The sequence below is a fragment of the Rossellomorea sp. KS-H15a genome, assembly GCF_024195245.1.
GTDB lineage: Bacteria > Bacillota > Bacilli > Bacillales > Bacillaceae_B > Rossellomorea > Rossellomorea vietnamensis.
The window spans coordinates 2,650,152-2,673,873 of record NZ_CP096886.1 but is presented as its reverse complement, the minus strand read 5'-3'; the positions used below and the strand labels follow the sequence as shown (position 1 = coordinate 2,673,873).

Sequence of the window (23,722 nt, the reverse complement as noted above, 5' to 3'; positions counted from 1 at the left end):
CGGTGTCATATGTCAAACGATAGTGGTTTTAAACATCCATTCTTCTTTTAGAATTTGATGCTGATTAACTTCTATGAGTGGATTAGACTGAAACTATGCTGACTATTTATTGCTAGAATGAAAAAGGACTGAACCACGATCGGTCCAGTCCTATAAGAGTCTTTATTAATCTTTTATTAAGTCGTTTTCCACCAGCCAATCATGGGCCACAACGGATACACTATTTCCTTCGATATCCACTTTGTAATTCAGTTCCCGCATGATATCACTGTTTAGTTTATCTGCCAATTTTCCAGTGATTTCTTTGATTTCGGGATACTTTTTATATACGTCTTTGTTGATACTGACAGCTGCCCTGTAAGGCGGGAAGAAATTTTTATCATCCTTTAAGGTCACAAGATCATAATCCACGATGGTTGCATCCGTTTCAAAGGCAACCGATACGTCCACCTGACGATTATTCAATGCTCTTTGAGTCAAACCAAGATCCATCTGCTTTATCTGCCCCGAACCGAATTTGAAGCCGTATTTCTCCTCCACACCCGGGAGACCATCGGCTCGATTGGCAAATTCAGCATCAGATGCCATTGTTAGTTCACCGGGATGATTGTTGATGTATTGTGCCAAATCACTGATTGATTCGATTCCCAATTCCTTTGCCTGGTCTTCATTCATGGCAAGGGCATATGTGTTATTGACATTGGACATATTCATCCAATGGATGCCCTTTTTTGCATCTATTTCTTTCACTTTTTTGAACGTTTTCTCGGGATCTGACATCGGTTCCTCCCCCATATACGTGATCAAGGCTGTCCCCGTATATTCCCACATCATATCCACCTGCTCGTTTTCCAGTGCCTTGCGTACGACGGTACTTCCAAGATTATTCATTTGCTTGACTTTAAAACCCTCTTCTTTTAAAAGAAAGGCCGTCATCTCAGAAAGCAGGTATTGCTCGGTAAAGTTCTTTCCACCGACGGATATCTGTTTACCACCTATCCCTACGTTTGAACAAGCGGAAAGCATAAGTATAAGGGTCACGATGCCAACCCATTTCAGCTTCTGTTTCATGAATTTCACCTCCTGCTTTAACCATTACATTTCCATTGTTTGCTTGGTACCTTTAGGAACCACCAGCCGCTCGATAAGTCTCAAGAGTAAATCAACCAGAATGGCAAGTATCGTTACCGGAATGGCTCCTGATATTAAATAGCCATTATCGAATAACTGAATTCCCGTAAAGATCCAGACGCCTAATCCCCCGCCGCCTACGACATAAGCGAGAGCTGCCGTTCCAATATTCAATACTACGGCTGTCCTGATTCCTGCAAGGATTGAATACGCTGCATTCGGCAATTCAATACGGAAAAGGATTTGATGGGGCTTCATCCCCATCCCTCTTGCTGCATCTATGAGATTATCGTCAATCGAGTCAATTCCGGCAACCGTATTTCGGTAAATCGGTAAAAGAGAATAAATAAACAGTGCAAAGATAGCTGTTTTAAACCCGATGCCCAAAATACTGATCATCAGGGCAAGAACGGCCAAACTTGGAATGGTTTGACCAAAGTTAACTGTATTGGATACAATCCACTCGGCTCTCCTGAACTGCTTTCGGGTAATCAGGATCCCCACTGGAACAGCAACCACAAGGGCAAGCAACGAAGACACCAGGACGAGCTGCAGATGTTGCTTCAATAAGTGGAGAAACGTATTGGATTGACTGAACATATAGTCAAAATAATGATTCTTTATCGCCCAGACAAAGAACAGGATGACCAGCGCATACACCACATACCGGACAATATTACTGACGACCTTCTTGGTATTCACCGAATCATCCTTTCTGAACCGCGTTCGATTTTCCTTTGATTTCATAATGAAGATACTTCTGAACAAGATCGATGGTAATCGCACCTAATTTAGTGCCCGCATCGTCGGTTACAATCACTTGATCAGCTTCCTGATTCAAAAGCATCGACAACGTATTTCTGAGGTCATGCCGCACGTTGATGGTCTTCGTATCGGGAATTGCTTCATCAAAATCTGCCAGTCCTATGATATTTTTCAAATCGGATATCGTATGGAGACTGAGGCTCTTTATGGCACGGTCTTTTCCGAAAAACTCATACACAAAGTCACTCTTCGGACGGACAAGCATCTCTGAAGGCGTATCATACTGCATGATTTCCCCTCCGCGCAATAATACGATCTTGTCTGCCATCTTGATCGCTTCATCAATATCATGACTTACAAACAGGATGGTTTTCTTCACTTCCCGTTGAATCTGCAGGAACTCATCCTGAATCTTCTCACGAATGATCGGATCGAGTGCCCCGAACGGCTCATCCATCAACATGACGGGAGGATCCGCTGCCAAAGCACGAATGACGCCGATACGCTGTTGCTGTCCACCGGATAATTCATGAGGATATCGTTTACCGAATTTATCCCCGTCAAGTCCGATCATCTCCATCAGCTTGTTGAAACGCTCCTTCTTCTCCTTTTTGCCCCACCCTAACATGTCAGGGACAATCATGACGTTTTCTTCTATCGTCATATTCGGGAAAAGTCCATTACTCTGAATGACGTAACCGATTTTTCTGCGAAGCTCGATTTGGTTTAATTCCATTGAATCCTGTCCGTCTATGATGATTTTACCGTCAGTAATTGATTCAAGTCGATTTACCATTCGTAATAAAGTCGTCTTCCCGCAACCGGATGGTCCTAGTAGTACGACGATGTGACCTTCTTCCACGGTAAAGTCGACACCTTTCACCGCCGTCACACCACCTTCATAGGTCTTTGTAGTCTGATCAAACGTAATCATCTCTTCACCTCTTTCACTTTATGCAATGCTTTTACGTGTATAGCGTTTTTGAATCCATAACAAGATCGCGTCAGCAATCATGGCAAGTATCGCTACTGCAACAGATCCGCTGATGATCAGGTAATTGTCACCTCTGGAAATCCCTTGAGTGATCAGGACACCAAGTCCTCCTGCACCTATATAAGCTGCGATCACTCCAATTCCGATATTCATGACGACAGCTGTCCGGATTCCTGCCATTATGACCGGAAAGGCATTTGGAATTTCGACTCTTAACAGTCGCTGGTGGGTCTTCATCCCGACTCCCTTTGCTGCATCGCGCATCTCGGGGCTCACGTTCCGGATTGCTGTATATGTATTCCGTATAATCGGAAGCTGAGAATAAAGAACCAAGGCTACAAATGCTGGCACAAATCCTATTCCCTGATTGATGATGGAAAAGATCGGAATCATGACGCCAAACAGGGCAATACTCGGAATTGTCAGCATGACGGATGCAATTTGCAACACCGTCTCCGCCAGATAATCGTTGGTCGTTAAATAAATGCCTAAAGGTACCCCAATCAATAAAGCTACGATAATGGCTAGACCTACGAGCACCGCATGCTCTATCGTGAGATCAAGAATCCGAGGGGCATTGACTTCCAGAAACTTCATCCATTTATCCACAATTTCACCCTCCTCAATATATGTATTTTTGGCCATAATAAAAGCCGTTCAGGATCTAGTATCGTCCTGACGACCCACGGAATTAGTATTACCGTATAAATGCGCCAACATTCCTTTACCCTTGTTGTCGAATTTCAAAACATTTTGTCATTGCGTTGTGTCATTGGTCTCAGGTATAAAGGATGGTGGTTATCTTATGAAGGTGAAAATAATTCTTGGCCAGGGATATAAGGCATAAATTACCCACCATAAAAAAGGAGCGTCCAAAAGTCAGTTAGTACTGACCTTTGAAACAGCCCCTTACTTCATCTTAACACAAATCTTCATCCTCTTTCACACGTTCGACTACTGTCCTTGGTCTGCAAAATTCACCAAGTACTTCAAGAGTGACAGGCTGAAGTATTTCTATCTCCAGGCATGCGATAAATGGAATCTTTGCCTGGTCGCGAGTAAGAATTACTCCCTTCTCGCGGCATTTAAAATCAACGATTGAGCAGTTCACATTACCCGCATCCATTCCTTCGGGTAAGCAAACCGCGACTATTTTATCGAAGGAGACAGGTACTTCCATTGTACATGTTTCGGCATTATCCGTTCTGGAACTCAACGTTACAAGGAGTTTCACTTCCCCCCTGATTTCAACAGTACCCGGGGTTCCTCTTTCAAAAGAAATCAGAGAGCATCCAGGAGAAACGGAAGGATCAAGCTGACATTGAATATCTATTCCCTCTCCCCTTTCAAGCAATCCATTCACCAGTTTCCTGCAGTCCGGGGATAGTCCGAATGCTTGTGTTGAATTATGAGTAGCGATGACCCAATCATATACCTTCTCGACTGAAATACATTCAGGTCTGAGGTTTGAAGGTGGTGGAGGAATGACTTCTCCCAACTGAACATTCAGCAGCCTGTTCTCCCCTTCCGCTAATACGATTGTCACCTCTTTAACCGGATATCCTGAAGCAGTAAATCTGATGACATATGTTCCAGGAGGTAAGCCCGTCAAAATATAGAATCCATCGGGATCGGTTAACGTGGACCGGATCGGTACCAGTGAACCTACAGGGAAGATTTGTACAAGCACTTGTGAGATGGGCTCACCTGTTTGAATATCCGTGACGGTACCACTGACACTTCCAGGATTGTCTGCTAATAAGAAATTGAGCGTGCTCGTCGTTCCCGGGGTGAGCGTGACTGGTTGTAACTGACTCTGGTATCCTGTTGCCCTTGCGATGATGACAAGCGTTCCTCCCGGCAATCCTGAGATTGTATAGTTCCCGTTCATATCCGAGAGTGTTGTTCCTATAAGTGTTCCATCAGGTTTGAACACTTGGATGAGCGCATTCTCAATCGGAGACAGGGTTGCAGCATCCCGCACAAACCCGGTCAGGGTGGCAGGGTTTGATTCTAATGCCGCATTAATAATCGCCATTTCACCTGTACTTAATCTGATCATGACCGTCTGACTCACATAGCCGTCCGCAGAGAAAATGACATTATAATCACCGGCTGAAAGACCGGTTAGAATATAATTCCCTTCCTGGTCGGTCAAGGTTGATGCTACGATGATCCCGCTTCCGCTTATGACTGTTATGACACCTGCACTTTGGATGGGTTCTCCTGTATTTGCATCCGTTACCCGTCCTCTAATTGTAGCTGGTCGACGACCAAGCTCTGCATTCAACGTTTGGACTTCCCCGTTCGTAAGGAATACTCTAAAGACCTCACTTGTATAACCATCTGCTGAGAAGACCACCCTGTATTCCCTTGGATCTAAACCAGTAAATTCATACTCACCTGAACCATCGGTGAGAACAGAAGCCACGGGAATCGATGTTCCGATCCTGAAGACTTGGACGAGGGCGGATTGTATTGGCTGATTACTGACTGCATCCCGTACCGTCCCTCTTAGGGTTGCGGTTTGGTTTGATAAGCTGAAATTCAGGCTTTCCGTTTCCCCAGGAGATAACGTGACAATCGCGATCTGTTCTCCGAAACCGTCTGCACTTGCAATGACGGTGTATTGACCTTGAGCCAAACCAGGAATCGCATAAAGCCCATTATCATCTGTCAAAGTACTGGTAATAAACACTCCGTCAGAGTTAAATACTCTTACTAACGCCCCCTGTATGCCAGTAGTCGTTTGTGCATTTAATACGAAACCTGTAATCCCGGCCGGATTTGGATCCAGATCCGCATTTACGGTTTCTGTTCCATTAGGAGCAAGTATGACAGGAATGACTTCTGTTGCATAACCGTCTGCTGAGATAACCACATTATAGCTTCCACTTGGTAAATTCCCGATCGAATACGTTCCATCGCTCGAGGTTATTATGCTTCCAACGACAATGTCTGTATTTGGTATCACCACTTTTATAAGAGCCCCGCTAATCGGATCCAGCGTAACGGCATCCCTTATCGTTCCTTGGACCGTTGCCGGGAATGGGACAAGCGCAATATTTAACTCCTCGCTCTCACCTGGAGATAAGAACACTGTATTGACACTGATCGCGTAGTCTTGAAGCTGAGCCTTCACGTCAAAAGTCCCTTGGGGAAGTCCTTCAATCAAATAATTCCCGTTTTCATCAGTGAGAACACGTCTTACCAAAATATCTGTCCCACTGACATAAACCTCGATGATGACGCCCGTTAATGGTGATCCAGTAATTGTGTCCACGACAGTTCCACTAAGGGTTGCTGGGTTGGCCAATAGGTTGAAATCCAGCACAATGGTGCTATTTGGTAGAATATTCACTTGTTGAAGCAAGGATTGATAACCCGTGTTGATTGCTGAAACGGTATAGCTTCCTTCAGTCAATCCAGGAATGAAATATGTCCCATCAATTGACGTTTGAACGGTTGCGACTATCGTTCCCTGATTATTGATAACCCTCACTAAAGTGTCTGTTAAAGGTTGCAAAGTCTGGGCATCCCTTACCGTCCCAGTCAAAGCCCCCGGATTTGGAGTAAGGAGGATTTCAACATTGGTTACCCCCCCGCTCATGACTTCTGCCGATACAGAGTTCGAACCAAAATCAGGGCTGCTTCCTACTAATACATATACTCTTGGGGATAGGGTGGTTGTCTGGAAGAATCCATCCGAATCTGTGATCGTAGTGAAGATGACCGGACCCGTTCCGGAAAGTTCCCGAACTACCACAGTGGCTCCGACTATGGGATCCAGGGTAACCGAATCCCTTACATACCCTTGGACAATCCCTGGATTCGGGCTTAATGCGAAGCTCAAAAAGCTCGTTTGATTGGAAGTGACTATGGCCCCGGCCGTCTCCGGTCCGAAATCCGTTGCGTTGGCAATGACAGTATATACGCCAGGTGTTACCCCTGAAAACGCATATGCCCCATTTTGATTAGAAAGTGTGGTTTGGACAAGTACATTGGTAATATCATAGAGCTGAATGACTGCATTAGGTATCGCCTCTCCACTTGCAAGATTTGATACAAGGCCCTGTATCTGCCCGGGATTTGGAGCAAGACTCAGGACAGCAGATAAGCTATCTCCAGGCCCCCCGATGACCGACTTTGTATCTGTTCCAAAAGAAGAAGCATCGGCTGTAATATTCAACGTCCCTGTCGGCAAGGAGAAAAAGGTTACAATACCGTTTCCATCTGTAATCCCTGTTGCAATCACGATATTATTTGAGTGACGAATCGTGACGGCGGATCCTTCAATAGGTGTAAGGGTATTTTCGATGACGACTTGCACCGTAAGCGTGACGGGATTTGCAGCTAAGACGTTGGTAACGGTAGTGGTTTGATTTGATTCTACGATGGCAGATACGGTAGACGATGAGTAATTCGGAGCACTTGCGGTAATGAAATATGTGCCCGGTGCTAGGGAAGGAACTGAATACGTTCCATCGGAGTTCGCTAAGAAGCTTACAACTAACACATTATTTTCATTGAATACGGAGATTTGGATCCCATTCCCCGTTATCGGATTTCCGTTGGTATCCTCCACATTCCCGGATATCATTCCCGGGTTTTCCCCTAATGCAAGGTCTGCTCTTGTAGCTGAATCGCTTATGACAATGGCGCCGATTTGCTCCGTAGTGAAATTCATTTTTGAAGCGGACACAATATAGGAACCAGGTGACAAGCCACTGACCGAATAGTTTCCAAAGGCTGAAGTTGTTGTGGTTGCTACCGGGATTTGGGAAATACCGTCAATAATGACTACTGTAGCCCCTGCGATTGTATCGCCTGTCGTAAAGTTTGTAATTTGTCCATCGATGATGCCGGGATTAGGAATCAATGAAATATTTACTCCGGTTAAATCTTCTCCAACACCTAGGTTTATCCCGGTGATGACCTGGCCGAAACCAGGAGAGTTGACCACCACATTGAATGATCCACTTGGAAGGTTACCGACAATATATTGACCTGATGAATCTGTGAATCCGGAGCCAATCAGAATGTTATTTTGGTCGAATATCTGTACGATTGCGTTTACAATCGGGTTTCCAAGATTATCTGTTACGATCCCGGATACAGAACCTGGATTAGGAACAAGAGTCAAATCCACTGTTGACGTTTGGTTTGCGAGGACCGAAACCCCTGCCTGAGCAGTTGAATAGTTCGGGGCTGATGCCAGCACTGTATAGATTCCAGGTGTCAAGTTGTTAAATGAGAACGTACCATCCTGGTTCGCCACGACTGAATCGATCAGTACATTGTTCACATCCCTTAATTGGACGACTGTATTTGGAACCTGAGGAATGACTGTGCCGGTGATGAAACCTGGATTAGGCTCCAAGGAAACAGATACAGGTGTCGTTTGTCCGGAGGAAACGAGAGCACCGACCATACCATTTTGAAAATTGTTTGCAAATACATTCACTGTATAATTATCAGGGGCAAGACCTTCTACCATGAATACACCATTTGTGTCTGTCAGTACTGTCGTGATCAAGTTTCCGGAACTGTTCACAATGCTGACACTTGCTCCGGGGATTGGGTTGCTTCCTACACTGTCCACTACTGTGCCGGTAATCTGACCCGGATCGGGTTGAAGGGCGATGCTTCCATCCGTTGCTTGATTGGAGATGACCTGTATAGTAGCAGCATTAGTCTGAAAATCCTGTGCTGACACAACAACAGTGTAGATTCCGGGCGCTAAACCATTTACAACATATTGTCCATTCTCATCTGTTAGGACCGTGGCTATCACTGCGCCACTTGAATCAACCACTCTAACCTGTACATTTGCACCGATGATGGGCGTTCCGGTCTGCGCATTTGTGACGATACCGGAAATCGATCCAGGGTCGGAAGCCAAGTTAAAATTCACTATTGAAGTCGTGTTGGATGAAATGGTCACTCCCTGTGTGGCAGCTTGAAAATTGGAAGCCGCTGCGACTACTGTATAATTTCCCGGAGCTAAATTAGGGACCGTATAGGAACCGTCTGGAGCCGTTACCGTCGTAGCTACAATGATTCCAGCTCCTGTACTGATTTGTACAATCACACTCCCCCCAGGGATCGGAACATTATTCGTGTCCCTCACAAACCCGGTCAACGTACCCGGGTCTTCATTAAGGGTTACATTAACAGTTGTGGTTTGACCATTTTCTATCATTGCTGCCACAGATTCCGTTGTGTAATTAGGGGCACTGACGACAACTGTATAGCTTCCAGGAGGCAATCCCGACACCATATAGTTTCCATTTGAATCGGTGATGACCGAACCGACTTGAATATTATTCTGGAAGACGGTAACCGTTGCACCCGGGATGGCAACCGCATTAGGATCCTGTACGGTACCAATCAGGGCACCTGCGAGTTTCAATAAGGCAGCATCCACAATGGTAACAGCGTTGGAGGTTACAACCGCACCTAACGTTTGAGTAGCATAGCCATTTGCCGTGAAAATGAGAGAATATGAGCCGGGTAAAAGACTGCTCAATGAATACTGACCACTACCATTTGTGGTGGTACTCGCTACTATGACGTTTTGACTATTTACCGCTTGAACCGAAGCTCCGGTTATAGCTGACGTGGTTTCGCTGTCTATTACCGATCCTTGAATCGAGCCGGGATTTGGTTCAAGAAAAATGTTTGTATTCGTAATATTACCTGCCGTAACCGTAGATGATACGGTTGTTGTACTATAATTGGAGGCAAAGGATCTTACCTGATAATTTCCAGGAGCCAGATTGTTGAAGCTGTACTGACCGCTTCCATTTGCAGTCGTACTGGCAATGGGTATTCCATTTGAATCCAACAATTCAACATTAGCAAGGGCGATGGCCGTATTATTGGTGGAATCACGGACCGTACCGGAAATCGAACCGGGATTTGCGATCAGTATGAAATTGACCACAGCTGCCTGATTAGGTTCTGTCATGACGGATTTGGTTTGGGACTGAAAGCCAGAGGCAAGAACGGTGACATTATAAAGACCCGGAGTTACGTTTACGAAAGAATAATTTCCTGCTACGTTTGTGGTGGTAGTAGCTACTACAGTACCCGAGTTATTTAGAAGCTGTACGGTTGCATTGTTTATAGAGCCGCCATTTGATACGTTTCCAGAAATGGTACTCGGCTGAGGGACGAGTGCAATATCTGCCGTTGTTGATGTGCCCCCTACTGCAGACACATTAGCAGTTCCTGTCACGTAGTTCGTTCTGGCAGCCTGTACCGTATAGTTACCTGGCACTACATTCGTAAACGTATAAAATCCACTTGCGTTCGATTGGGTGGTTGCAATTATACTCATTCCTTGTAAAAGCGAAACTGTTGTATTCGGAAGCACCAATCCGGTTGATTGATCAGTAATGGTCCCATTGATGGTGGCGGTTTGTTGGACGTTGATGGTAACGACGGAAGTGTTGGACTGAATGGCGTTACCTGACGAAGAATCAAATCCTGTAGCTTGTACTCTGTCTAAATTGCGTGAACCACTGCTCGTGAATGCACCATTCAATGTGAATGTTAAGGTTGCCGTTATTCCAGGATTCAGGTTACCAACGTTCCAAGTTAGCAATTTAGTGGCTGGATTATACGAGGTTAAACCTTGTGAGGTTGTGTTGACGACAAATGAATTCACTTGATCAGGACCGATGATGTCATCAAGAAAGACTGAGGTAGCTTGTGATCTTCCGGTATTTGTTACGGTTACTGTACCTGTCCAAGTTGCCTGCTGTCCAAGGACAACTGTTGCCGGTCCTGAATTCCGTACTTTGTTCGTTGCCAGCCTCGCCCTGATATCAGCTTGATCTGGAGTGACGGGATCAGTAAAGGCGTTAGCGAAAGAAAACCCTTCACTTGTTCTTAATGAATCCTTGTTGTAATTATTTGCGTTGGCAGATGAAAAGTAAATGGCACGAATGGCTGATGATGCATTGATACCCAAGAAAGAGAAAACCGTATTTGCAGGAAGAAACCAATCCAGGAAAAAATCCTGATCTCCACCGATGCTGGAATCAGCAGGTGTTACCCTGGCAAAGTCAAAGTTTGTAATTGGTTGGGCAAAATTAGGATTCCCCCCTCCCGTCCCTTCCGCAGGGTCATTCCATGAATTGACCAACTTCACGGTATTTTGAATCAGGCTCACCCTATTGTTCAATCCATCGACGTTAAAAAGCCAGTCGTAAGTTCCCGCTACCCCTGTTGTGTTTATTAGTACACCCCACGCAAAATTCCTGAAGCCGGTTAATTGATTATTCCTCGGATCACCGTTCAGTCTTAATCGAAAATACACATTGGTCCCGTCGTAGGCAAAAAAACCTGCAGGGAAAGTTGAATTCCCAACTATATCCGTTGAAACGGGACTTTCATCTCCTAAGGCGTCAAATAAGGGTGTCCCCCCGACTAAAACCGGGGTATACTGTGCATTACTGGGAAATGCCACAAAAAAACCTCCTTTAAATGATATGATCTCTATTATAGTATTTAGGGGATAGGAGTATCGCCTCACCAAATGTCCAGTATTTGCAGGTAATTATGCATTTTCCCAACAAAAAAACCCCCTCCCAATCACTCGGGAAGGAGCTGTCTTTCTAATTCTTCAGCTTCAATTCTTAACTCTTCCTTATCCATCAATAATCGAAATAATCCTTTCAGGATCAACTTGTCCGGTTCCGATTCCCGGCATTCCTCAGAAATCCGATTCGCTATGTCCACATAATCTCTACTATTATCCATCCCTTTGATCTTCCCATACAGGGATTCCCAAGCTTTCTCCCTCTTCTCAAACGATATAAAAGCACCTTCCTTGTCCATACTGACAGAAAAGGATTTCATCATGTCATCATTCAATTGAGGAGAACTATTCCCCCTTAGGAAGTCATTGGCAAGGAGAGTTATCTGTCTCACTAAATGTGCTCCTAACCTTGAGGGATCAAGGGTATCATCTTGAGAAATCATCAACATCATATAAGAAGCATAAATGGACTGAGTCATCCACATCAGATCCCATTTGTATGGCCTGATTTCTTCCCCATATACATCCAGGAGATTTTGTTCCAGCCAGCTGAACAGACGCCCCCTCATTCGGTGCTCCATGGCCGCCAGCTTTTCACTATTTTTCGTGGACTCCCCTCTCATATGCATTTTCATATAAGACTTATAATCCAATATCCCTTCGAATTGTACTTGGAACTGTTTTGCAAACCTCTCCATAGGCGGCAGATTCCCATCCAGTCCTACGACGAATGCCCGCTCAAATACAAGTTGTTGATAATGTTCATAAATAGAAATGATCAAATCTTCCTTTGATTGAAAATAAGAGTAAAGGGAGCCTTTTGATATACCGACACTTTCGGCAATTTGTTGCATGGACGTATGATTGTAACCATGTGCTCCAAAGAGTTCCACTGCTGATTCGAGTATTGCGTTCCGCTTATCCATTTTCTACACCTCTATATCCAGAGAAAAATATCCCTTTTTCATTTTAACCATACTCAGTAAAAATGAGAAGAGCATTATTTCTTGACTAGATGATTTTTTTAGGTAAAATGACTATTGAGTCAACTAAATATATGACTGTTATATCAATGATTCAACACTTACAGAAACAAACGGATGACCCACGGGTCAAACATTATCAAAGGAGGATGAAACCATGTTAAAAGCTATTTTGAATCGTTCGAAAATCGTCCTGATCTTCATCTTATTATTTGTGATCATCGGAATTTTCACCTTTATTCAATTGCCACAACGGGAAATACCGGAAACCAGTGTCAACATCGGTACAGTCACAACTGTATATCCCGGGGCTACTGTTGATTCCGTTGAAAGGACCATTACAAATCCGATAGAATCCTCTCTCCAATCGATAGGAGGGATTAAAGAAATCAGCTCTTCTTCTGCAGCCGGCTTCTCTACTATTATTGTAGAGGTTGAAGATGGGGAAGACAAAAAAGAAGTGTTCGGGGATGTGCGCCAAGCTGTCTCTGATGCATCTACCTCTTTTCCCGAAGAGGTGTTCGACCCTGAAGTCAATGAATCCACTGTCAAAATGCCCATCGTATCTTATCATTTAGTCAGTGATGATAAGGAATCTCTACTTAAAATGGACGAAGAGGTCAGCAGATGGAAAGAGGAAGTAGAGGACCTATCCGGGGTTTCAAGTGTCACCGTCAAAGGTCTTCCCGAAGAAGAAATCAAGATCGAATTAAAGAAAGAGGAACTCAAGGCTTCAGGCCTGAACCCCTCTTCTGTTATGAATGCCATCAATGATGAATATTATCCTACCCCACTCGGAAAGCAGGAAGTGGATAATGAAGTTGTTCAACTGACTGTCGATCATTTCACTACCTTAGATGAAATGAAGGAACTCTTTGTCGGGAAAAATCCCAAAGGCGAATCGATCTTACTCGGAGACATTGCCAATGTGAAAGTGTCCCCTAAAGAAGTCAAAGATATTGTAACGTTTGAAGGAAAACCTTCACTATCATTTACTGCATTTGTACAGCCTGGTGAGGATATCCCAACGGTCGATGAAAGAGTCAGCGATAAAGTGGATGAACTGTCGGACTCCCTCCCAGCCGGTGTAGAACTTGTACCTTACTATTCTCAAGCCTCCACTGTAACGGACATTTTCGATGGGTTGTTTAAGTCCCTCGCTATTTCCGTTGTGGCTGTTATCTTGACTACAGCTCTTGGACTGACAATCTCAGGTGCCTTTGTAGTGGCACTAGCCGTACCGATTTCCGTATTGATGGGATTGATTCCCCTTCCATTTGCCGGAGTGGATCTTAATCAGATCTCGGTCATCGGAGCTATCATTGCCCTAGGGATCCTGGTCGATGATTCCATCGTAGTAAACGACAATATCCAACGCAGATATAAACTCGGGGACGGTGCTCTCATGGGTGCCATTACCGGTGTGAAGGAAATATGGGTGTCAATCGTGACCTCCTCCCTTGCCATTGTATTCACATTCCTTCCGCTCATATTCTTATCAGGCGGAAACGGAGCGTTCATCAGGGCTCTTCCGACAGTATTGATTACAACGATCATTGCATCGACATTGGTTGCTCTGATTTTTGTTCCTATTATGAGATACTTTCTTTATAGCAAAACGAAGAAAAAGGTTCCCGATGCCCCAGGGCTGCTGGGTAAACCATTAAATAAAATCGCGGATTTCTATGCCGATACTGTGCTGAAAAAATTCTTAAAAAGGCCGTTCGTCGTATCTGCCATTGGCCTGGTGTTTACGACTGCGATCTTTGGTCTGATCGCTCTAACACCTTTTGAATTCTTCCCGTCTGCCGATCGTGAAGAAGTGACAGTCGATGTAACATTACCGATCGGTACGCCGATTGAAGAAACCTCCAATACGCTGGAAGAAATAGAAAAGCTTTTAAAAACAGATGAAGGTGTCTATGAAACATCTTCCTTTGCAGGTACAGGATTACCGAATCTGTTCAACAGTTCATTATCCAATTCTGGTCAAAATACAGGTCAATTGGTCGCAAGGGTGGATCGGAAAAATCAGACTGCCCAAGGATTGATCGATGAATGGACAGACAAATTGCGAAAAGAGTACCCTGAAGCAAAGATTTTCATGGAAACAATCCAGCAAGGTCCGCCGGCAGGGGCTCCTGTGACGGTGACTGTCTCAGGTCCGGATATGGATCGATTAATTGAACTAAGAGATAAAATTTCCACTGAAATAAATTCATTGGATACTGAATTGGTCGTTGATAACGTCGGAAAAATGGAACCTACTATTGTATATGAGCCTAATCGCGAAAAACTTAAAGAAAATGGTATAACCATTAATGATGTCAGTCAGCAGCTGCGCTTGGCTACTGAAGGCATTCCGATGAAATCTTTTGATAATGGTGTGACAAAACGGGATATGACACTCTTACTGGAAGGAAACGAAGGTGAAGTCGATCTTTCTTCCCTGGAAGTTCCGGCTGAAGCGGCAAACCCTGCCGGACCACCGAAGTTGGTTTCACTTGATGAGCTGGTGACACCTGAGAAGAAGGAAGAGCTTCAACTCATCCCTCATAAGGATGGAGAGCGTGCCATTACGATACGCGCCTTCCCTGGTGAAGAAGAGAATTATAAAGAAAATGTACAAGAAATCGTGAAAGATGTCAGGAAGGATCTGGATGACAATAACTACTCCATTACTCTAGGCGGGGAAAATGAAGCACAAAATGATTTCTTTGCGGAAATCACCATTTTGTTTATCATCGTGATTTTCCTAGTGTATTTGTTAATTGCGCTTCAGTTCAATTCTTTATCACTTCCATTCCTTGTCCTGGTTGCAGTTTATCTGGCAATCGCAGGTGCGATTCTCGGATTATTTGTCACTCAGACTCCGATCAGCTTCCTTGCCGTGATGGGGATGGTTTCCCTAACCGGTATCGTAGTACGGAATTCAGTCGTGTTAATTGAGTTTATCGAACAAGGATTACAAAGAGGTATGAGTGTGAAAGAAGCAGTCGTTGAATCCGGTCGTACACGACTTCGCCCTATCCTACTCACCGCCCTTACCTCGATTGTCGCCTTGATTCCAGTGGCAGTCAGCGGTGATGCTCTATTTACCCCATTGGCGGTCACCATCATATCAGGTATTCTGTTCTCAGCTGTATTAACGCTGATCATCGTACCTATGATGTACATGGTCTTCCACCGCTTCAGAAGAAAAAAACGTGAAGCATAAATCATAATATCCTGAGGGGAGACATAGTCTCCTCTCTTTTTTATTTTTAGGATGATTGAAACAAAGGATTATGTACAGTTTATTGATTGATAGGTGACTGTTTGTTATGATTCAAACTTTCCCCTTGAGATATTTCACTTCATCAAGCATTATAGATAAGTGTTACATTTTATACTTTATTTGGAGGAACAACATGACAAATAAACTAAATTCAAAAGCAATCCTCATAACATTCATGATCGGTGCTTTTTTTGCCATTTTAAATGAAACGTTACTAAATATCGCCCTCACAGAATTGATGGCCGTCTTTCACGTGGACGCCCCCACCGTCCAATGGCTAGCCACAGGATTCATGCTGGTGATGGGGGTGTTGATGCCCATCTCCGCCCTGTTGATCCAGTGGTTCACAACAAGACAGATGTTCATCGGTGTCATGAGTGTATTTCTACTCGGCACAGTCATCGCAGCCTGTGCCCTGAATTTCCCCATGCTCCTTGTAGGGAGGATGATTCAGGCTGTTGGAACAGGTTTGTTGATCCCCGTCATTATGAACGCCCTGCTTCTGATTTACCGCCCTGAAGTCCGCGGGAAAATCATGGGTACATTTGGTTTGGTGATCATGTTCGCACCAGCCATCGGGCCGACTCTGTCTGGAGTGATCGTCGATTTTCTAGGCTGGAGATGGTTGTTTATCACCGTCATCCCATTTGCCGTATTTTCAATTCTGTTTGCCATGAAATACTTACAGAATGTCGGTGAGGTTTCACGTCCTGCTGTCGATGTACTTTCAATCATCCTTTCTTCCATAGGGATCGGCGGCATCGTTTACGGCTTCAGTGCAGCTGGCGAAGAAGAAGCAGGATTTACATCGGTGAAAATCATTGCCATCATCGCCATATCTGTAATCAGTGTCATCCTCTTTGTCCTGCGACAATTGAAGCTTGATGAACCACTCCTTGATGTAAGGGTATTCCGGTACAAGAGCTATACGAGAGGGGTGACCATCTTCGTCATCGTCATTATGGCCATGTTCGCTTCCGAAATCGTGATGCCGATGTACCTTCAAGGTCCTCTCGGGTTTTCTGCAAAAGCAGCTGGATTATTGCTGCTTCCGGGAGCACTGCTGAATGGCCTGATGTCTCCTACCATGGGCTCCCTTTTCGATAAATACGGCCCTAGGAAACTCATCATACCCGGCACGCTCACATTGGTGGGAGTCATGATATTCTTTAGCGGCATCAATCCGGCTACACCCATTTGGTTATTTGTACTGGTCTACATGATTCTCATGTTATCGATATCCGCTATCATGATGCCTGCTCAAACCAATGGATTGAATGAACTGCCGAAGCACTTATACCCGCACGGAACCGCCATTGCCAACACATTGCAGCCGGTTGCCGGTGCACTTGGGGTTTCCATCTTTGTCAGCATCATGACCCAAAGTCAGAAAGGATACATTGAAGAACAAGCAGGTGAGGTAACTGAAGGAATCCTTCACAATGCCATGACCTATGGTGTTCATCATGCCTATTGGTTTGCCCTTGCCCTGGCCGGGATTGCATTCTTGATTTCATTGTTTATCCGAAAAGCGATTGCACCGGATTTTGACGAAGTGAAGTCAGAAGCTTAATAGATCGAATATCCAACAAACGGGAAGCCCGATACAAAGTGGGGCTTCCCGTTTGTTATTCCTGCTAATCAAACACTGAAAGTGCTATTACTGTACGTAACCCCTCTCCAAGAGTAAAATGAGCTTGAAAGAAAGTATGAGGAGGATTTGGCATGGAGAAAGAAATAAAGATCATTGAGGATATTCGCTCTGAATTACTAAATAGTGTGAATGACCTATCAGACGAGGAATGTAACAAAGAGGTCGAAGAAGGTCGCTGGACGATCATGCAAGTATTGGATCATCTTTATTTAATGGAGAGATCTCTTACCAAAACGATTCAGTTGACCCTTGCAAAAGGCGAAGAACAGCAGGTGGATTCTAAACCGATTCACTATGCGGTAAATCGATCGACCAAGGTTGATGCCCCTCCTTTTGTGGTCCCTTCAGAAGAAAAGCAGACTCTTCAGCAAATGAAGGAAAAACTGGAAGCGTCTCGAAAAGATCTTCTCCAATTCATTGGAACAACCACCAAGGAAGATTTACAGAAAAAAGCGTATCCTCACCCTATTTTCGGACAAATCCGTTTAGATGAGTGGGTACCGTTTATTGGGTATCATGAGAAGAGGCACTTAGAACAAATTGAAGAGTTGAAATCAACATTATAAACCTGGATGAATAGGATCTGTTTCTGTTGGAAACAGATCCTTATTTATAAAAACATCTCTATATTTTTAGATCTCTCTTTTCAAAAAATAAAAATGTCGCAACGCTCAAAATGACGATCAACCCGAAGGATATCCCGACATAAGCAGGTCCCAATCCTCCCCCATACATTAAATTTTCAGCTTCAAAGTATTTAAAGGGTGTGAGGTATTTCAATGCCTCCATACTTTCGTTCAGATCTATGGCGAATGACAGGATGAATGTCAGTAATAATACGCCAGATGCGACTGAAGCTGACTTTGCAGGCTTTTTACTATAAGCTGCCACGGCCGTTCCAATCATTAAAAAGAGTACTTGTAAAATAATCATTCCGACTACCGTCACTCCAATATCTGAAGCTACCGACACATCACTATAATGACCTACAATCACTAAGGAGAAAACCCAGGTAATCAATGCGAGTATCCCGATTTGAGTCAGTGCAGCGGCAAGCTTAAGACCTATGATTTTCTTCCTTGGAAGGGGTTTGACAAACAGAAACTCGGCTGTCTTATCCCTTTCTTCCTTGGAAATGATGGTCGCACCGGTCAATGCTGCATGGATGGTTGCAAGTAGTACGATATAAAGAAAGAGCACTCCGTAATATCCACTTGCTGTCTCCATATCAAGACTGCCGATTCCGAAAATGGCTTGCATAGACTTAGGAAGCCCCTCCATCAACTCGTTCATGGATTGACCTGACGACGAGAAGCCTGCATACTTCCCCATCCCGGATCCAATCAATGCAATCATTCCGATGCACCAGATGATCAGGGATTTACGATGAGCCCTCATTTCTCTTACGTATACATTCATGACATTCCCTCCTTCTATACCGTATGAATGTCTTTTTTATTATAGATGATGAAGCTTAGTATCATGGCGACGGCGCTCAGTGTGATACCTGCCACCAGGAATGACCATTCATATGAAGCATGATTCATTATATATGTGTAGTCAAAGTACTTGAACGGTGTGACATAACGCCCCGCTTCTTCCGTTGAGGCTACCATCCCCATAATGAAGAAGGCAAATACGATACCAAGTGAGAGCGTAAGGACAGATTTCACCCTTGACCATACAACAGCGATAAGCATTCCCAAGGCAAACATGATGAATTGCGTGAGCAGGAGAGTGCATGAAATCAATAGGAATATATTCAGGCTAAACGATTCCACTTTTACCAGGTTGGCGACAATGATCGCCGTAATCACGTAAACAATATTCGTAAGCAGCATAGAAGCAATAGCTGCAAATACCTTCGATGAAAGGATCTTCGTACGGGTAACAGGCTTGGTAAGAAGAAATTCCGCCGTCTTTTCCCTGATTTCCTTCGAAAAGATCGAAATGGCCAGATTCATTGCCTGTATGGCACCGCATAGTGTTATATAAAGGAAGAAATACGAATAATAACCGTTTAGAGATCCTATACTATCGATCTGTATTCCCAATGCTTTCCGAACCCCCTCCGGAAACCCCTCCAGAAGCCTTTTGAATTCGTCGATTTCTTTAGAAATGGAAGGAAACAAGGACATGAACAGAATCATCAAGGACGTAAGGGCCAAAGTCCATATCATAGTCGACTTTCGATAAGCCTTTAGCTCATAAAGAAAGATATTCATAAAGGGTCAAGCCTCCTTTTCATAATAGTGCATAAAGATTTCTTCTAAGTCAGGCTCCTCGATCCATAGATTCGTTATGTCGATATCAGCAATCTTCCTCATGACCTTGTTGATATCCCCCCTGAACAGGAAGCTGATTTGGCGGGCTTTTATTTCCAGTTTGCTTACGCCTTCCATTTCAAAGTCAGAAGGTTCGACGTCCTCTTTCGTCTCTATCTTGAATTTCTTATGATTCTTTTCTTTTAGCGTACTGATTTTCTCAACTTGCACGATCCTTCCTTCTTTGATGATTGCAACCCGATCACACATTCTCTGAACTTCACTCAATATATGTGATGAAAATAAGATGGTAGCTCCTCTCTTATTTTCAGCTTGAAGCAATTCAAAGAATTTCTGTTGCATAAGGGGATCCAAGCCTGAAGTAGGTTCATCCAATATGATCAGCTTAGGTTCGTGAAGCAGTCCCTGAATGATCCCGACCTTCTTCTTATTACCAAGAGATAGATCATCAATCTTCTTCGTGACGTCCAGATTTAACATATCAGCCAATTCCTTGATTCTTTTTGTGCAATCCTTTTTATAAAAGCTGGCAGAATACTTTAAAAGGTCGATTACCTTCATATTGTCATAATAAAATACTTCAGAAGGCAAGTATCCCACTTCCTTTGCAATCTCAGGGGCAGATTCAATGCAATCCATACCGAAGATCGTTGCGCTGCCTGCGGACGGATGGATCAATGAAAGAAGGGTCCGGATGGTCGTTGATTTCCCCGCACCATTTGGCCCGATGAACCCAAAGATCTCCCCTTCTTCAACATGAAAACTGACGTCGCTGATTCCCCTGGATTTCCCATAGTTTTTAGTCAATGAGTGAATTTCAATCACATTCATCAAATGATCCTCCCTTTTTCTTTCTATTTGTAAAAAGAAATCTTCAATAATTCGATATAGGCGTCGATTTCTGCCAGCACTTCTTCTTGATTGATTTCAGCTACAGATCGTGACTTCGCTTTCTGTTGTTGTTGATTAGCCATTCCTTCGAAGGTCCAATAAATAACCTGAATCGATTTATTTACGTCGATTCCTTCTTTGAATTTAGAAGTATCAATATTGGAGAATAAAGTGGCAAAGCTACTCTCCACCATCCTCGTTTTATACTTCTCGATTTCTTCTTTTACTTCGGGAGCTTCTTCTGAGAAGGCGCTGGTAAGGAAATTGATTAGATCAGGATAGACAGAGAATAGTTCAAACTTGATCAATGTCACAGAGCGGATCGTAACGAAAATATCATGCTCATTCCAGTCGAGTTTTTCATATATTTTTTCTGTAAACAAATCCGAGAGATATTCATAAAGAGAAACATACAGTTCTTTTTTACTATTAAAATAATGAAACAGAATCCCCTTGGAAATCTTCGCTTCCTTTACGATGGCATTAGTCGAGGCTTTTTCATATCCACTTTCGGCGAAAACCCGGGTTGCGGCTCTAATGATTCGATCTTCTTTTTCTGAGTCGATATTCAATGACTTAAACAAGCTTTTTTGACCTCCTTTTAAAGGACACGCATTTGACCAATATGGTCAATTTCATTTTAATCCCTTTGACCACTGTGGTCAATATTATTTTTATATAATGGCTTCCTTCTCTCATTTTCTTCTTTTCACACTACACATGATGATTCCGTGAATGAAAAAAAAGCTCAGGCGACCTGAGCTTCTGAATGAAAGATATAGAACTGTGAATTGTCTTCTCTTCTTTACACTTTGCCTAAAGCCATCCCTATAAAAGCGAATAAAATACCAACCGTATAGCTGATCAGGAGATAAGTAATCAGGGGCTTCCATTTTTTATCGGCATGAAGTTGAATGATTTCCAATTTAAAAGTGGAAAAAGTCGTAAAGGATCCAAGAAAACCAGTCCCGAGAAGAAGAATACCAGTTTCAACGATGTCCGATCCGATTACATATCCAAGAAGAAATGATCCAACCAGATTGACAAATAGGGTAGCGTATGGAAGGTCAGAATGATCATATTTCTTGAACAAACGGCTGATCCCAAAGCGGGATATTGCCCCAAAGAACCCCCCGATCGCGACCATCATACCCTGTACGATCATCTTTAGACCCCCTTTTGCTTATACAGATTATATTGTTGCTTTCCTATCGTAAAGCCTGCCCATGACATAAATAAACCACCGAACATGCTTCCTAATATATAAATAAGTGCCAGAACCAAATGAGAATGAGTAAGAAGGTTGACAGTCTCGACACTGAATGTGGAAAAAGTAGTGAAAGATCCAATCATCCCTGTCCCAATGGCTGTGGCTGTCATTGAATGGACCTTCTTCATCCGAAATATGTACATTGTGACATATCCCAACGCGAAGCTTCCAATCATATTGGCAAGGAATGTCCCCACAGGAAACGTATAATCCCACCATTCCCCGGCAAAGATCCCAAGATAATATCGCAGAAGGGCACCCACCATACCAGCTGCACCAACTAATAAATAGATCATATACTTCCACCTCTAAACATACAAGTTCTTTCATGAAAGAGACTCCTACCGATACATGAGTATCAGTAGGAGTCCCTCATTGTTCAGTGATCATGCTAACTCCCTTGACGTTCACTGACTATTTTACCACAGGAATTTTGTCGGCCAAATCCTTTACATCAATTTTGTAATAAACATGGTGGCAATGCCAAAATAGATCAGAAGGGATAGAATATCATTGATCGTTGTGATCAAAGGGCCTGAAGCAACGGCAGGGTCTACGTTAAATTTATATAGGATGAGAGGGATGATGGTTCCTGCCAATGTCCCGATAATTAGTGTAATCAGTAAGGAACTTCCCACCACGAGTCCTAAAACAATATTTCCCTGCCACACAAAGGCAATCAGGGCAATCATGACGGCACAAGTCACACCGATGATGATGCCTACCCATAATTCCCGGAAAACGAGCTTTATGACTTGTTTTATATCCAAATCATTCGAGACCAACCCTCTGACGACAACGGCCAGTGATTGCGTACCCGTGTTCCCGGTCATCCCCGCAATCATCGGCATAAAGAACGCAAGGGCCACGACCTGTTCCAGGGTTGCAGAGAATCTGTCAATGATGCTTCCCGAAACGAGTCCTATGAACAGTAATAAAACAAGCCATGGAAGACGTCGATAGGCTGCAACAAATGGTTTGGTCGTAAAGTCGATGGATTTACCCGATGCAGATAACTTCTCAATATCTTCATTGGCTTCTTGAATGACCACATCAATGATGTCATCGACGGTGATGACCCCGACAAGCCTTCCGTCTTCTTCAATGACCGGAAGTGTGATGAAATCATAGCGGCTGATCAATTTGGCCACTTCTTCCTGATCGGTATGGACATCAACTTTAACCACACGGCTGTACATAATATCTTCAATTTTATCTACTAATTCACTAAGTAATAAATCCTTGTAGGATATGACGCCTATCAATTTCTTTTCGTCGTCAATGACATAGAGATAGTTCAAATATTCGGCGAGTTCCGCGAAATGCTTCAGTTTATCCACTGCTTCACGGACCGTATAATGTTTAGGTATCCACACATAGCGGTTGTTCATGATCCGGCCGGCTGTTTCCGGTTCGTATGTCATGAGATTCTGAACGACCTGAGACTCTGCCTGGTTCATCTCTGAGAGCAATTCCTCTATCTTCTCGGGCTCTAAATCCGTCAGCAATGTGGCCAGGTTGTCATTTTCCATCAGATCGAGGACCTTTGTAGATTTCTCTATCCCGAGCTTCTCCAAAACGAGCAACTGGTCTTCCCTTTCAATCTCCTGAATGAATTCCGTAAGCTCTTCAAGAGGTAAATACAAAAGGAATTTATTCCGGTGCTTGGACGGGATATGTAGATATTGCTGAGCGATATCGTAGGGCTGAAGCTCTTCGATTATATCTAAAAAAATGCTTTTCTTTCCATCCTTCAAGCTTTGGATAATGGCAAGGGTGATTTCATTTTCCGTCATGGCTAATGTCATTGAGGGTGCTCCTTATAATATGTTTCTTTTCAGTTCGCACGATGAGATACCGAGAAGGGTACTCATCACCCTACTAGTATCTCCCTAATCCTGCGTTCATGCCTATTTCTATTCAA

16 protein-coding genes are annotated in these 23,722 nt (G+C 43.7%); 3 read left to right on the top strand and 13 right to left on the bottom strand.

Going from position 1 to position 23,722, the window contains the following annotated elements:
• Positions 1-165: 165 nt before the first annotated feature.
• The 6 genes from M1J35_RS13510 to M1J35_RS13485 form a co-directional block, all read right to left on the bottom strand.
• The gene (locus tag M1J35_RS13510) at positions 166-1,071 is read right to left on the bottom strand and encodes a glycine betaine ABC transporter substrate-binding protein (protein WP_254651451.1); all 906 of its coding nucleotides are present in this window, start codon (positions 1,069-1,071) and stop codon (positions 166-168) included.
• A 24-nt stretch (positions 1,072-1,095) separates the two neighbouring features.
• Positions 1,096-1,833, bottom strand: a complete 738-nt coding sequence (locus M1J35_RS13505) for an ABC transporter permease (protein WP_224520092.1) — start codon at positions 1,831-1,833, stop codon at positions 1,096-1,098.
• A 4-nt stretch (positions 1,834-1,837) separates the two neighbouring features.
• Positions 1,838-2,830, bottom strand: coding sequence for an ABC transporter ATP-binding protein (locus M1J35_RS13500; protein WP_224520093.1), 993 nt, complete (start codon positions 2,828-2,830; stop codon positions 1,838-1,840).
• A gap of 18 nt (positions 2,831-2,848) precedes the next feature.
• Complete coding sequence (locus M1J35_RS13495; protein ID WP_229595272.1) at positions 2,849-3,487, bottom strand: ABC transporter permease; 639 nt, start codon at positions 3,485-3,487, stop codon at positions 2,849-2,851.
• Positions 3,488-3,809: 322 nt separating this feature from the next.
• Positions 3,810-11,366 (bottom strand): carboxypeptidase regulatory-like domain-containing protein, encoded by a 7,557-nt coding sequence (locus M1J35_RS13490; protein WP_254651450.1) that lies wholly within the window; start codon positions 11,364-11,366, stop codon positions 3,810-3,812.
• Positions 11,367-11,491: 125 nt separating this feature from the next.
• Positions 11,492-12,364: a TetR/AcrR family transcriptional regulator gene (locus M1J35_RS13485; protein ID WP_254651449.1), complete on the bottom strand. Its 873-nt coding sequence runs from the start codon at positions 12,362-12,364 to the stop codon at positions 11,492-11,494.
• A 214-nt stretch (positions 12,365-12,578) separates the two neighbouring features.
• On the opposite strand from M1J35_RS13485, the gene M1J35_RS13480 reads away from it, so the two are divergent.
• The 3 genes from M1J35_RS13480 (at position 12,579) to M1J35_RS13470 (ending at position 17,918) form a co-directional block, all read left to right on the top strand.
• On the top strand, positions 12,579-15,638 hold the full coding sequence (locus M1J35_RS13480) for an efflux RND transporter permease subunit (RefSeq protein ID WP_254651448.1): 3,060 nt from the start codon (positions 12,579-12,581) through the stop codon (positions 15,636-15,638).
• A 193-nt stretch (positions 15,639-15,831) separates the two neighbouring features.
• The gene (locus M1J35_RS13475) at positions 15,832-17,271 is read left to right on the top strand and encodes an MDR family MFS transporter (protein WP_224520096.1); all 1,440 of its coding nucleotides are present in this window, start codon (positions 15,832-15,834) and stop codon (positions 17,269-17,271) included.
• A 152-nt stretch (positions 17,272-17,423) separates the two neighbouring features.
• Positions 17,424-17,918 (top strand): DinB family protein, encoded by a 495-nt coding sequence (locus tag M1J35_RS13470; RefSeq protein WP_254651447.1) that lies wholly within the window; start codon positions 17,424-17,426, stop codon positions 17,916-17,918.
• Between the two features lie 58 nt (positions 17,919-17,976).
• Here M1J35_RS13470 and M1J35_RS13465 read toward each other — a convergent pair whose 3' ends face one another.
• From M1J35_RS13465 to mgtE, 7 genes are all read right to left on the bottom strand, one after another.
• Entirely contained in the window at positions 17,977-18,771 is a 795-nt protein-coding gene (locus M1J35_RS13465) for an ABC transporter permease subunit (RefSeq protein WP_254651446.1), read from the bottom strand.
• Positions 18,772-18,785: 14 nt separating this feature from the next.
• Positions 18,786-19,577 (bottom strand): ABC transporter permease subunit, encoded by a 792-nt coding sequence (locus M1J35_RS13460; RefSeq protein WP_254651445.1) that lies wholly within the window; start codon positions 19,575-19,577, stop codon positions 18,786-18,788.
• A 6-nt stretch (positions 19,578-19,583) separates the two neighbouring features.
• Complete coding sequence (locus tag M1J35_RS13455) at positions 19,584-20,468, bottom strand: ABC transporter ATP-binding protein (RefSeq protein ID WP_224520100.1); 885 nt, start codon at positions 20,466-20,468, stop codon at positions 19,584-19,586.
• A gap of 23 nt (positions 20,469-20,491) precedes the next feature.
• Entirely contained in the window at positions 20,492-21,112 is a 621-nt protein-coding gene (locus M1J35_RS13450; RefSeq protein ID WP_224520101.1) for a TetR/AcrR family transcriptional regulator, read from the bottom strand.
• A 221-nt stretch (positions 21,113-21,333) separates the two neighbouring features.
• Positions 21,334-21,690: a fluoride efflux transporter CrcB gene (gene crcB, locus M1J35_RS13445; protein WP_254653758.1), complete on the bottom strand. Its 357-nt coding sequence runs from the start codon at positions 21,688-21,690 to the stop codon at positions 21,334-21,336.
• Positions 21,691-21,695: 5 nt separating this feature from the next.
• On the bottom strand, positions 21,696-22,094 hold the full coding sequence (crcB, locus tag M1J35_RS13440; protein WP_224520102.1) for a fluoride efflux transporter CrcB: 399 nt from the start codon (positions 22,092-22,094) through the stop codon (positions 21,696-21,698).
• 153 nt (positions 22,095-22,247) lie between these two features.
• Positions 22,248-23,606: a magnesium transporter gene (gene mgtE, locus M1J35_RS13435; RefSeq protein WP_224520103.1), complete on the bottom strand. Its 1,359-nt coding sequence runs from the start codon at positions 23,604-23,606 to the stop codon at positions 22,248-22,250.
• Positions 23,607-23,722 lie beyond the last annotated feature (116 nt).

Excerpts from the sequence above, each read along its gene's own strand:
- M1J35_RS13510 (WP_254651451.1), bottom strand. The coding sequence starts at position 1,071 with ATGAAACAGAAGCTGAAATGGGTTGGCATCGTGACCCTTATACTTATG.
- M1J35_RS13500 (WP_224520093.1), bottom strand. The coding sequence starts at position 2,830 with ATGATTACGTTTGATCAGACTACAAAGACCTATGAAGGTGGTGTGACG.
- M1J35_RS13495 (WP_229595272.1), bottom strand. The coding sequence starts at position 3,487 with ATGAAGTTTCTGGAAGTCAATGCCCCTCGGATTCTTGATCTCACGATA.
- M1J35_RS13485 (WP_254651449.1), bottom strand. The coding sequence starts at position 12,364 with ATGGATAAGCGGAACGCAATACTCGAATCAGCAGTGGAACTCTTTGGA.
- M1J35_RS13480 (WP_254651448.1), top strand. The coding sequence starts at position 12,579 with ATGTTAAAAGCTATTTTGAATCGTTCGAAAATCGTCCTGATCTTCATC.
- M1J35_RS13475 (WP_224520096.1), top strand. The coding sequence starts at position 15,832 with ATGACAAATAAACTAAATTCAAAAGCAATCCTCATAACATTCATGATC.
- M1J35_RS13470 (WP_254651447.1), top strand. The coding sequence starts at position 17,424 with ATGGAGAAAGAAATAAAGATCATTGAGGATATTCGCTCTGAATTACTA.
- M1J35_RS13465 (WP_254651446.1), bottom strand. The coding sequence starts at position 18,771 with ATGAATGTATACGTAAGAGAAATGAGGGCTCATCGTAAATCCCTGATC.
- M1J35_RS13460 (WP_254651445.1), bottom strand. The coding sequence starts at position 19,577 with ATGAATATCTTTCTTTATGAGCTAAAGGCTTATCGAAAGTCGACTATG.
- M1J35_RS13455 (WP_224520100.1), bottom strand. The coding sequence starts at position 20,468 with ATGAATGTGATTGAAATTCACTCATTGACTAAAAACTATGGGAAATCC.
- crcB (WP_224520102.1), bottom strand. The coding sequence starts at position 22,094 with ATGATCTATTTATTAGTTGGTGCAGCTGGTATGGTGGGTGCCCTTCTG.
- mgtE (WP_224520103.1), bottom strand. The coding sequence starts at position 23,606 with ATGACATTAGCCATGACGGAAAATGAAATCACCCTTGCCATTATCCAA.